At 45.3% G+C, this 11,502-nt stretch carries 12 protein-coding genes and 1 other annotated feature; all 12 genes read left to right on the forward strand.

Annotation, left to right across the window (positions count from 1 at the left end):
- Positions 1-19 precede the first annotated feature (19 nt).
- The 12 genes from C1T21_RS25000 to C1T21_RS25055 all read left to right on the forward strand — a co-directional run bounded on the left by C1T21_RS25000 (position 20) and on the right by C1T21_RS25055 (position 11,085).
- Positions 20-1,204, forward strand: coding sequence for an Rne/Rng family ribonuclease (locus tag C1T21_RS25000; RefSeq protein ID WP_103050172.1), 1,185 nt, complete (start codon positions 20-22; stop codon positions 1,202-1,204).
- Between the two features lie 98 nt (positions 1,205-1,302).
- Positions 1,303-1,390: a sequence feature (ribosomal protein L21 leader region), on the forward strand.
- Positions 1,391-1,403: 13 nt separating this feature from the next.
- Positions 1,404-1,715, forward strand: a complete 312-nt coding sequence (gene rplU, locus C1T21_RS25005) for a 50S ribosomal protein L21 (RefSeq protein WP_013311592.1) — start codon at positions 1,404-1,406, stop codon at positions 1,713-1,715.
- Positions 1,716-1,728: 13 nt separating this feature from the next.
- Positions 1,729-2,067, forward strand: coding sequence for a ribosomal-processing cysteine protease Prp (locus tag C1T21_RS25010; protein WP_013311591.1), 339 nt, complete (start codon positions 1,729-1,731; stop codon positions 2,065-2,067).
- Between the two features lie 5 nt (positions 2,068-2,072).
- On the forward strand, positions 2,073-2,390 hold the full coding sequence (rpmA, locus tag C1T21_RS25015; protein ID WP_039272574.1) for a 50S ribosomal protein L27: 318 nt from the start codon (positions 2,073-2,075) through the stop codon (positions 2,388-2,390).
- 145 nt (positions 2,391-2,535) lie between these two features.
- On the forward strand, positions 2,536-3,273 hold the full coding sequence (locus C1T21_RS25020; RefSeq protein ID WP_061828886.1) for a Spo0B domain-containing protein: 738 nt from the start codon (positions 2,536-2,538) through the stop codon (positions 3,271-3,273).
- A 13-nt stretch (positions 3,274-3,286) separates the two neighbouring features.
- On the forward strand, positions 3,287-4,597 hold the full coding sequence (gene obgE, locus C1T21_RS25025; RefSeq protein WP_061828806.1) for a GTPase ObgE: 1,311 nt from the start codon (positions 3,287-3,289) through the stop codon (positions 4,595-4,597).
- A 156-nt stretch (positions 4,598-4,753) separates the two neighbouring features.
- Positions 4,754-5,191, forward strand: coding sequence for an ACT domain-containing protein (locus C1T21_RS25030; RefSeq protein WP_013311587.1), 438 nt, complete (start codon positions 4,754-4,756; stop codon positions 5,189-5,191).
- 43 nt (positions 5,192-5,234) lie between these two features.
- The gene (locus C1T21_RS25035; protein ID WP_103050173.1) at positions 5,235-6,521 is read left to right on the forward strand and encodes a homoserine dehydrogenase; all 1,287 of its coding nucleotides are present in this window, start codon (positions 5,235-5,237) and stop codon (positions 6,519-6,521) included.
- Between the two features lie 27 nt (positions 6,522-6,548).
- Positions 6,549-7,517: a homoserine kinase gene (thrB, locus tag C1T21_RS25040; RefSeq protein WP_103050174.1), complete on the forward strand. Its 969-nt coding sequence runs from the start codon at positions 6,549-6,551 to the stop codon at positions 7,515-7,517.
- On the forward strand, positions 7,514-8,413 hold the full coding sequence (gene pheA / locus C1T21_RS25045; protein ID WP_025722734.1) for a prephenate dehydratase: 900 nt from the start codon (positions 7,514-7,516) through the stop codon (positions 8,411-8,413). Before thrB ends, pheA begins: the two co-directional genes overlap by 4 nt.
- 17 nt (positions 8,414-8,430) lie before the next feature.
- Positions 8,431-9,315 (forward strand): branched-chain-amino-acid transaminase, encoded by an 885-nt coding sequence (gene ilvE, locus C1T21_RS25050; RefSeq protein WP_025722735.1) that lies wholly within the window; start codon positions 8,431-8,433, stop codon positions 9,313-9,315.
- A 159-nt stretch (positions 9,316-9,474) separates the two neighbouring features.
- On the forward strand, positions 9,475-11,085 hold the full coding sequence (locus C1T21_RS25055) for a LysM peptidoglycan-binding domain-containing protein (RefSeq protein WP_103050175.1): 1,611 nt from the start codon (positions 9,475-9,477) through the stop codon (positions 11,083-11,085).
- The last annotated feature ends 417 nt before the right edge of the window (positions 11,086-11,502 follow it).

The raw sequence follows: 11,502 nt of genomic DNA on the forward strand, positions 1-11,502 counted from the left end.
CCAGAGAGGTTGAAAAACCATGAAGCAAATGATTGTACAATGCCAGCAGCAGATGACCCAAATGGCGCTGTTGGAAGAGGGACGATTGGTTGAATATGCGGCTGAACTACCGCGAAAACGGGGAATTCTAGGTTCTTTTTTCAAAGCGAGGGTGGTCAATGTGCTACCAGGTATGCAAGCCGCCTTTGTTGATATTGGACAGCGAAAGAATGCCTTTTTGTATGTAGATGACGTACTTCATGCTCATTTGGACAAGCAGCCGGAGGTAAAGCCATCCATTTCTGAAGTGTTAAAGGTAGGGCAGGAAATTGTAGTGCAGGTATTAAAAGAGGCTGTTGGTAGTAAAGGAGCCAGGGTCACCACTCATTTTTCACTTCCGGGTCGCTGGATCGTATATATGCCCCATGCTGATTATGTGGCCGTATCTAAGAAGATCGAACGTGAGGGCGAACGTACCCGTTTGAAAGCAATGGGAGAGCAGCTACGCACAAGTGAGGAAGGACTCATAATCCGTACCGTTTCGGAGGACATGAGTATAGAGGCGATTGAAAATGATTTAAATCAACTGCGTAAGCAGTGGACGGCTATTCAGCGTAAAGCTGGTGAACACTCAGCTCCGTGCGAATTACACCGGGATTTAAGTATTGTTCAGCGGTTGATTCGGGATGTGTTTACACCTGAACAGGATGAACTGGTCATTGACAGTGAAGAGCAAGCAAAGGATGCAGAAATAATGCTGCAACAGATTGGTCCTGCGAAAGCTCATGTAAGTATATTTCGTGGTGCAGAAGAAACGATTTTCAAAGCTTATGGCATTCATGAGCAGCTGGAACGCGATTTTGCGCGAAAGGTATGGCTGCAGGGCGGCGGATACATTGTCATTGATCATACGGAGGCATTAACCGTCATTGATGTGAATACCGGGAAGTTTACGGGAGGCAGTAATCTGGAAGAAACGGTGACCCGGACTAACATTGAAGCAGCTGAAGAGATTGCCCGCCTGGTACGTGTGCGTGATATTGGTGGTATCATCATCATTGATTTTATTGACATGGAACAAGAGGAGAACCGTCGGGAAGTATCCTCTGTGCTGGAAGCAAGATTGAAGAAGGATCGGACCAAATCTTATGTTGTCGGTTGGACGCGGTTAGGTTTGCTGGAAATGACCCGTAAAAAAGTGCGTGAGGAAAAGACGCTCGTGTAGAGCGATGCGTAACCAGAAATCATTTTAAAACTAAAGGTTGAATGTGTATAAAGCTTGTGCTACAATCATTTAGTATGTGTGATGCGTAAGATTGGCTGCACATGCTGTAACCGCTCCAATCAGGTACTGAAGTGCAGTATCCTAAAGGAATCTGCCACCTGCTATTAGGCGAGTCTGAGACATAAGGAGGTGCAAGCAAATGTACGCAATTATCGAAACAGGTGGTAAGCAATACAAAGTTCAAGAGGGCGACGTATTGTTCATCGAGAAGTTGGAAGCTAATGATGGTGAAACTGTAACGTTCGATCGTGTTCTGGCAGTGTCCGGCGACAATGGCTTGACAGCAGGTACACCGCTTCTTTCTGGAGCTTCTGTAACAGCTAAAGTTGAGAAGCATGGTCAAGGTCAAAAGGTCATCGTATACAAATACAAACCTAAAAAGAACTACCATGTGAAGCAAGGTCATCGTCAACCGTACACGAAAGTGACGATTGAGAAAATCCAAGCGTAAGAGGGTGCGATAAGTGATTATCGTGCGTATTACACGACTGGAGGATGGCAGCATACAGGGGTTTTCCGTTAAAGGACATGCAAATTTCGCTAAATCTGGCGAGGATATCGTATGTGCTGGCGTTTCAGCGGTAACGGTAGGAACTGTCAATTCGATTGGAGCTCTTACGGACGTTGAGATGGAAACGGAAATGGAAAACGGCTTTTTAAGCGCGTATCTTTCTCCTGAAAGTTATCATGATGCGAACGCACAGGTTCAACTGTTGCTGGAGTCCATGGTGATTATGCTGACAAGTATTGCTGAATCATACGGTAAGTATATTCAAATAGAAAATAATCAAAGAAGGAGGTAGACATCATGTTGAAATTGACATTGGATCTTCAATTATTCGCATCGAAAAAAGGTGTAGGTTCCACAAAAAACGGACGTGACAGTAAATCGAAACGTCTTGGAGTGAAACGTGCTGACGGTCAAGCAGTTACCGGCGGTAGCATCCTGGTTCGTCAACGCGGAACGAAAATTCACCCGGGCACGAACGTGGGCATCGGTAAGGACGACACTCTGTTCGCGAAAGTGGACGGCGTTGTGAAGTTCGAACGTTGGGGCCGTGATCGCAAAAAGGTGAGCATCTACCCGATCGACGTTGCTCCAGTAGCAGCTACTGTAGAAGCTTAATAGCGGCTTAGACACGCTGAAAAGCCTCCGGCACTTTTGTCGGAGGCTTTTTTGCATGATGGTAATGAACTGGAAAGTTAGTCTGTGCTATACTGGATTAAGGTTCTTTAATAATCCATTTAATTTCGCAGAACGGAGAGAAGCCGTGTTCCAGCGGATAAGAGCGCCTTATCTGGCGTTGGGTTCCATTCTGATTCCTTTGGTTTTTTCACTGCTCTATCCTAAAGTATTAACGATTATCTTATTAGCAGTATGGTCTGTAGTTGCTGCATGCTTTGGTATGTGGTATACGCAAAGACAGGTTGAGTATGAACGGAAAGCTGCTTTGCGTTCTTTTGAACGTACAGCGATTTCAATGCTTAACCATCATCGGCATGACTGGATGAATGACTTGCAGGTGCTTTATGGATATATTCGTATGAATAAGCATGATAAATCTGTTGCTTATGTGGAAACAATAAAAGGGCGCGTGGCGGAAGACAGTAAAATATCTAAGTTGGGTATTCCCTCACTGGTGTTTTATTTGCAGTCTTTTCGCGTGAATGCGGGTAATTTACAGTTGTCGGTACAGGTTGAGGAGCAGTTAAAGTTAGACGCTGTCATGTCTCCCGAAGACGGCGAGTCGCTTGCTTCGGCCGTCATAGAAACGGTGCGTGCGTATCAATATGGCGGGGGCCGGTCGTCCTGGGGAGAAGTGCGCAGATTGACACTTTTTTTCGGTATGGATCAGAATGATGTTATCGTCCGTTTTGAAGGAAGTGACATACCTGCGGATTTGAATATCCTAAAGCAGGTCAGATCCGTACCCGGAAGTAAACGCATTCGAACAGAGAAGCTCCCTACGGGCGAAATGCTTCAAATTCGGATGCAGTGCCAGACATAAGGAAGGTGTAACCATGTTTGTAGATAAAGCGAAGATTTTTGTTAAAGGCGGTGACGGTGGAGACGGATTAATTGCGTTTCGCCGTGAGAAATACGTTCCTGAAGGTGGCCCAGGTGGTGGTGACGGAGGGAACGGTGGAGACGTAATTTTCCGTGTAGATGAAGGTTTGCGTACCTTGATGGATTTTCGGTACCAACGTCATTTTAAAGCCCAGCGTGGAGTAAAAGGTCGTAACAAAAGTCAACACGGAGCCAATGCGGAACACATGATCGTACGTATACCACCGGGAACGGTCATCATAGATGATGATACTGGTGAAGTAGTAGCGGATATGACACGTCATGGTCAACAAGTCGTCGTAGCTAAAGGAGGACGCGGAGGACGCGGGAACATCCGTTTTGCTACGCCGAGTAATCCAGCGCCTGAGTTGGCTGAGAACGGTGCAGAGGGACAAGAACGTTATATCACGCTTGAGTTAAAAGTAATGGCTGACGTAGGCTTGGTTGGGTTCCCTAGTGTTGGGAAGTCTACATTGTTGTCGGTTGTATCTTCCGCAAAACCGAAAATTGGGGCATACCACTTTACAACGATTACTCCGAATTTGGGCGTTGTGGATGTGGGTGATCATCGTAATTTTGTGATGGCGGATTTGCCTGGTTTGATTGAAGGAGCTCATGAAGGTATTGGGCTGGGACATGAATTTCTGCGGCACATTGAGCGGACGCGTATTATTATCCATGTCGTGGATATGGCGGGTTCCGAAGGACGTGACCCGTTTGAAGATTGGACTAAAATTAACGACGAATTGAAGCAATATAATGCAGCATTGGCTGAGCGTCCACAAATTGTGGCGGCCAATAAAATGGATATGCCAGAAGCTGAAGAAAACCTGGCACACTTCAAAGAGCAGATTGCTTCTATACGTCCTGATCTTGAAATCATGCCTATTTCCTCACTGACACGTCAAGGTGTGAAGGAACTGCTCTACCGGGCTGCTGATTTGCTGGATCAAATACCGGACGAGCCGGTTGTTGAGGAAGTAGCAGAAGTCAATGAACGTAAGGTATTTAAGCTGGATACAGCAGAAGACGATGGCTTTACAATTGTGCGTGAAAATGACACATTCGTGGTGCAGAGCCCTAAAATTGAGCGCATGATGAAGCGCATGCAGCTGAACTCGCATGATGCCATTTTAAAATTAGCAAGAACGTTACGCCACATGGGTGTGGATGCTGAGTTACGCAAGCGTGGCGCCAAAGATGGTACATCTGTACGTATTGCTGATTTCGAGTTCGAATTTGTTGAAGGCAGCAGTTACTACTAAAATCAAATAAAGGTTTAAAACCTGAACGGTTACTGTACTATAGGAAACTCTATAGAAGGCGGTAGCCGTTTTTTGCATTGTTTGCTTGCCGATTTTCAAGAGTTTCGATATAATGTCCTCTATACAAAAACATAAGTCTTTGAGGAGAGGACGTTCTTGAAAGAGCGCTATTACTTGGTACGGGAAGATATTTTGCCTGAAGCTATTGTTAAGACCATACAGGTGAAACTGCTGCTGGCTTCAGGAGATGTTAAAACCGTGCATGATGCCGTGGAGCAAGTTGGGCTAAGCCGAAGTGCCTTTTATAAATATAAGGATGGCATACATTTGGTTAACCAGCTGGAGCGTGAGCGAATTGTCAATATCTCTATTGATTTAGAACATCAATCCGGAATGTTGTCCAGGGTGCTTGGCAGAGTGGCTGATTTCGGAGGCAATGTACTGACGATCCAGCAAAGTATTCCACTGCAAGGCAGAGCCAACGTAGTCATCTCGGTAGAAATGTCCAGACTCAGTGAAGAGTTGGGTGTTCTACTGGAGGGCTTGGAGGACATCTCTGGAGTCAAACGTGTTCGCCTGATTGGGCAAGGTTAAGGCAATACAGTTCATTAGATATAAGTTTGCGGGAGGGGAATAGATGAAACCGGTCAAAGTAGGATTGTTAGGTTTGGGGACGGTAGGAACGGGAGTCGTTCGAATCGTAGAAGGCAATCAGGAAGATTTGAGCAGACAAGTCGGTTCACCGATCATCATTGAAAAAATAGCTGTAAAAAACATAGAAAAATATCGTTCCATTGAAGTGGACACGGCCAAGCTTACTGAGGACCCATGGGAAGTTATTCGAGACCCTGAAATTGATGTAATTATCGAAGTCATGGGCGGGGTTGATCAGACGAAGGAGTACATTCTTGAAGCGCTGGAGCGGGGGAAACACATTGTAACAGCTAACAAGGACTTAATGGCTTTGCACGGTTCTGAAGTATTAGCAAAGGCGCAGGAAAAGCAATGTGATATTTTTTATGAAGCTAGTGTAGCAGGTGGTATCCCGATCATTCGTACATTAATTGAAGGCTTCTCCTCCGACCGCATTACCCGCATTATGGGGATTGTGAACGGTACGACAAACTTTATTTTAACAAAAATGAGTCAGGAAGGGGCCTCGTATGAGGAAGTTCTCAAGGAAGCGCAGGAGCTTGGGTATGCTGAATCGGATCCGACCTCAGACGTGGAAGGACTGGATGCAGCTCGTAAAATGGCAATTCTCGGCACGCTAGGTTTCCGCTCTAATGTAGAGCTCAAGGATGTAAGCGTCAGCGGCATTTCAAAGGTAACCAGTGAAGATATTGTTTTTGCTAAAAAACTAGGATATGAAATGAAATTGCTCGGCATTGCAGAGCGCCAAGGTGATGAATTTACGATTAACGTTCAGCCGACTATGGTACGCAAGCAGCATCCATTGGCTTCGGTGAACGGGGTGTTCAACGCGGTGTATGTGCATGGTGAAGCAGTGGGTGAAACCATGTTTTATGGTGCGGGTGCAGGTGAAATGCCGACGGCAACATCGGTTGTAGCCGATTTAGTAGCTGTAGTGAAAAATCTCAAACTTGGTGTCAATGGGCTTAAAGCCATCGTTCCTTACAATCCCAAAAAAATTAGTAACGATGAAGATGTGTATTTCAAAAACTTCGTGCTTCTGCATGTGGATGATAAAGCAGGGGTGTTGGCACGGATTACGCAAGTATTTGCTGAATTTGATGTCAGTCTGGCATCTGTTGTGCAGCAACCGAATGAGGTTAACCCCGATGCTGAAATTATTATCGTGACTCATTTAGCCAGTAAAGCGAGTATGAAAAAGGTTTTGGAGCATTTTGAAACTTTGGACGTCATCCGCCGCATCAAGAGCGTATATCGAGTAGAGGGATAGTCAATAAAAGCAGGAGGAATTGTCTGTATGACCGTTTTAAAAACAGCAAGAGTGCGTGTGCCTGCGAGTACGGCCAACTTGGGTCCCGGCTTTGATACATTGGGCATGGCATTGTCCTTATATGCATGGATTGAAATGAAGGAGGCCGAACAGACGGCTTTTCATTTATACGGAAATGAAATGAATGGTGTTCCCCAAGATAAAACTAATCTGATTTTCAAGGTAGCACAAATGGTTTTTCGGGAAGCGAGTGTATCTGTTCCTGAGCTCGATATTTCGATGTACTCGGATATTCCACTTACTCGTGGTTTGGGCAGCAGTGCTTCTGCCATTGTGGGCGCCTTGGTCGCTGCCAATACGTTGATTGGCTCGCCTCTGCCGGATTCCAAGCTGTTCGATATGGCAAGCGCCATTGAAAAACATCCGGATAATGTTGGAGCTTCCCTGTTTGGTGGTATTATTACAGCGATGTGGGATGGCGAGCATGCTAGGCATTTACGACTTGAACCGGATGCTAATCTGGAGGTTATGGTAGTTATTCCAGATTTTCAGCTGTCCACGTCGAAAGCCAGAGAGGTTCTACCCGAGCATGTATCATTAAAGGATGCCGTATATAATATAAGTCATGCTTCCATGCTGGTAGCGGCATTGGCTTCGGGAAGAACCGATTTAATTGCCGAAGCGATGCGTGATCAGCTTCATCAGCCTTACCGTGCGGCGCTTGTGCCGGGTATGACAGAGATCCTGCAGGATGCGCACCATTATGGTGCCTTGGGTGTGGCTCTCAGTGGGGCTGGACCGACGCTGCTGGCATTGACGGATCAACGGGAGAATCGGAAAGCGGAGCTGGAGCAGTATTTAACGGATACCATGAACAAAGAGGGGATCACTGCTTCTGTTTTAAAATTGCGCCCTGAGAGTGAAGGAGTTAAAGTATATACAGAAGGGAATACACTCCCTTTTATGGATATGATTAAAGGGGAACTTACGATATGAAACGAATTGCACTTCTTCCTGAGGGGACCGTTTCTCATGAAGCGATTAAGTATTTGTTAGGAGATACGCCCCATGAATTACTGTTTTACAAGCATATTGCGGACGTATTTCAGGCAGTAGACAAGGGACAGGCAGACTATAGTGTAATTCCTATTGAAAATACGATTGATGGCTCTGTAAGTTTGCATATGGATTGGCTTGTACATGAAGTAGACATTCAAATGCAGGCGGAGTGGGTATATCCTTCAATTCAAAATCTTATTGGACATCGTAGTGAATTTACGAAGGATTTGGACAAGCTGGATTTGAGCAAAGTGGTCAAAATTATGTCTCATCCTGTAGCGCTTCCCCAGTGTAAAGAATTCATACAGGCTTCCGCTCCTCAGGCCGAGCTGGAGAGTGCAGGAAGTACGGCAGAAGCCGTCGAAATTGTTAAACATAACCCCGGTAAAGGCTGGACCGCTCTCGGAACCAAGCTTGCGGCTGCCAAACACGGATTGGATATTTTGGCCAGCAAAGTAACGGATCACGATAACAACTTTACCCGCTTTGTCTTGATCGGCCATCAACCTATAAGTCTCCCGGGCACGCCTGAAGGTCAGCGAACCAGTATTTTGGTCACGCCGCCGCAGGATTTCCCGGGAGCGCTGCATCAGGTTTTATCCGCATTTGCATGGCGCAGGTTAAATCTGTCCCGTATTGAATCGCGTCCGACCAAAAAGCAATTGGGGAATTATTATTTTTACATTGAAGTTTTGGAATCTCTGCATTCCGTTCTGCTTCCGGCAGCCTTTGCAGAGATCGAGGCTTTGGGGTGCCATGTACGCATTCTTGGCTCTTATCCAAGCTACAAGTATGTTGAAGCAGCGATCGAACCTATTTTAAAGGAACATTAATCGGAGGTGTGGTTTTAATGGCAGAACAATGGATCTATCTGGATGGGCAGCATGTGACTAAGGAAAATGCAAAGGTTTCCGTATATGATCATGGATTCTTGTACGGAGACGGTATATTTGAGGGCATTCGTATTTATAACGGGAATATTTTTAAATGTAAGGAGCACTTGGAGCGTCTGTATGATTCTGCAAAATCCATTCAGTTAAACATTCCGTTGTCTCCTGATGAAATGTTGGAAGCAATGGCTGAAACGATTCGTCTTAACGAAATGCGTAACGGATATATCCGTCTGATTGTATCCCGAGGTGCAGGGAATCTAGGTTTAGATCCTCTTCGTTGTGCGAAGGCGAGTGTCATCATTATCGTGGAGCAGCTCGCCATTTACCCGGAAGAAGCTTACTTGACTGGCCTGAAGACAATTTCTGTCTCTCAGCGTCGCAACATCCCAGATGCTTTGAATCCGAAGATTAAATCATTGAACTATCTCAACAATATCCTCGTGAAGATCCAGTCTAACTATGCTGGTGTGGGTGAGGCTATTATGCTCAATTCCCAAGGGTATGTGACGGAAGGCTCTGCGGACAACATTTTCATTGTCAAAAACGGAGTGTTATATACACCTCCTTGCTATTTGGGGGCGCTTGAAGGGATTACTCGTAATGCTATTATCGATTTGTGTGCTAAGCTTGGATACCCCCTTAAGGAACAACCTTTTACACTGCATGATGTATATGTTGCGGACGAGGTATTTTTTACAGGAACTGCGGCAGAAGTTATTGCAGCTTATGAAGTGGATGGTCGTACGATCGGCTCCGGCGTTGCTGGCCCAGTGACTTTGGAGCTCCTGGCTGAGTTCCGGAAGATCGTGGATCAGGATGGCTACAAAGTGTGGCAGGACTAAAATAAAACCGAATCCTTTTAACTGAATGCTCGTGAGAGTATTCGGTTGAGAGGATTTTTTTGTTTGTATGGGGTCATTCGCCCGGGAGGTGCATAGGATGTAATAACAGAAGCCGGGCGTTTATCCCGCCCGAACGAAAGTCTAGGAGGTTTGTGACCTGTGAAAATACACATCGTCAAAAAAGGTGACACTCTGTACTTGCTGGCACAGAAGTATAATGTGACGCTGGAGAAAGTTATTGCCGCCAATCCCCAATTGGCAGACCCTAATCAGTTGAGCATCGGCGAGAAAATTAAAATTCCAACAGACCCTGTTACGATGGAAACACAGCCGTCAACGGTATATCAACACAAGGTTAAGCAAGGAGATTCATTGTGGAAGTTGTCCAAGGCGTGGAATGTACCGCTTAAACTAATCATTGATGCCAATTCCCAGCTTAAAAACCCGAACGCACTTCTGGTTGGAGAAACAGTTAATATTCCACACTACAAAGAAGAGGCGTCTGATTTTACAGAGAATAAAAAAAATACCGCAGTCAAAGAAGAGATGACACAGCCTAAACCTGAATCCCCAACCAAGCAAGAACTTACCCAGCCCAAGGAGGAGTTGACGCAGCCTAAGCAGGAGAATATGCCTAGCCCTAAAGAAGAGATGACACAGCCAAAGGAAACAGTGAATCCTCCTAAGCTTCCTGAATTAAAACTGCCTGAAGTTCCTATGGCACCCGTAAATCCTGCTCCACCTCAAATGCAGCCCATAGTTACTCCACCTGCTCCACCTCAAATGCCACCTATAGTTACCCAACCGATTGCATCTAAGCCACAGCTTCCTACAACTGTTGTGAAGCAACCTGTAGCTGAAAAATTTTGCGGCTGCACAAAATCGGAGCCGATGGTAAATTCCGAGTGGCCGATACAACAGCCGACATTTGATTATAGTCCACAAATAAATGCAATGCCGAACTCGTGGTATCCGGGGATTGGGTCTCCTCAAACTTTGGGGAATGCGCCTATAAATACCTCCTTAGCAGAATATGCCTCTCCTACTGTAGTTTCTGATCAGGGCTATCATCATGACTGTGAGCATCCATGGTGCTGGGGGCCTGTGCAGACATCACCCATAAATGCCCATCCAACACCTTATCCTGCCTATTCAGATTGCTGCGCCCCCGGATATTATCCGAGTCATGAGGCGTCTGAAAATGCACCCTACCCTGTCTATCCTCCATTTATCCATCAAGGGCATCCACAGCAGTATCCAGAGAGTACAGTCCAGGGCAGTCAATGGGGCCAGGCATGGGGAGGACCTCAATATGGTTTGCCTGCGGGTGGAAACGTGTCCGACTATAGCCAGCTACAAGGACAACAATCTGCGAATTCCCCTTATCATCCGTTTGCGCATGGGAATGCACCTATGTATCCATTAGAGGGATATACAACCCCCTATATGTTTATGCCAGACTGTGGATGCCGGGAAGAGAACGTCCAGTCGGCACCAGCAATTCCAGGAACGCAGGAGATGGGTAACAATTTAACTATTGCATCCCAAAATGAAGATGGTTCTTCTTCTAAACCAAAGGATCGTAGCGTGCGTAAAGGTAAATCAAAAGACGGTTCTGGCAGTACATCCAAAGAAGAGACGTCCAAAGCCAAGGTTTCTAGTAAAAATGCTAGCAATAAGAAGCAAAAATTCCGTAATTCAAGTGGAGGAGAACCCCGTTCCTCATCCTATAATGCTCGTTCGCGTAAAAATCCATGGATTAAGGACTGACGTGGCTAAATGTAAAAAGAGAGGGACCTCCTAGTAGTGCCCCGGCTTTATTATTCATTAAGAGAAAGAAATGAATGTTAAAGAGACTGTTATTCTGCTTGTGGGAATAATGGTCTCTTTATTTAAATGCAGTGATTTAAAGATGAGAAAAGAATTTTAAAAAAAGGTGTTGCTATTTAGCGTATTTATGTGGTATATTCTTATAGCTGTCTTTTACAAGATAGTTAGCAACACGAAAACAAAGCAGAATTGATTAAAAAATTCTCTTGAAAAAAAGTGTTGCAAAGATCTAGAAAACATGATATATTATTTAAGTCGCCGCTGAGATGCGGTGGTGAAACAAAGTAAGACAAAAATGCAGGTTTGATCTTTGAAAACTGAACAACGAGTGAGTAAAACGATTTTGTTCGCAAAATC

Origin of the sequence: Paenibacillus sp. F4, assembly GCF_002894905.1 — a bacterium.
GTDB lineage: Bacteria > Bacillota > Bacilli > Paenibacillales > Paenibacillaceae > Paenibacillus > Paenibacillus polymyxa_B.

Coding starts and splice junctions, on each gene's coding strand:
- C1T21_RS25000 (WP_103050172.1), top strand. CDS start 20: ATGAAGCAAATGATTGTACAATGCCAGCAGCAGATGACCCAAATGGCG.
- rplU (WP_013311592.1), top strand. CDS start 1,404: ATGTACGCAATTATCGAAACAGGTGGTAAGCAATACAAAGTTCAAGAG.
- rpmA (WP_039272574.1), top strand. CDS start 2,073: ATGTTGAAATTGACATTGGATCTTCAATTATTCGCATCGAAAAAAGGT.
- obgE (WP_061828806.1), top strand. CDS start 3,287: ATGTTTGTAGATAAAGCGAAGATTTTTGTTAAAGGCGGTGACGGTGGA.
- C1T21_RS25035 (WP_103050173.1), top strand. CDS start 5,235: ATGAAACCGGTCAAAGTAGGATTGTTAGGTTTGGGGACGGTAGGAACG.
- thrB (WP_103050174.1), top strand. CDS start 6,549: ATGACCGTTTTAAAAACAGCAAGAGTGCGTGTGCCTGCGAGTACGGCC.
- pheA (WP_025722734.1), top strand. CDS start 7,514: ATGAAACGAATTGCACTTCTTCCTGAGGGGACCGTTTCTCATGAAGCG.
- ilvE (WP_025722735.1), top strand. CDS start 8,431: ATGGCAGAACAATGGATCTATCTGGATGGGCAGCATGTGACTAAGGAA.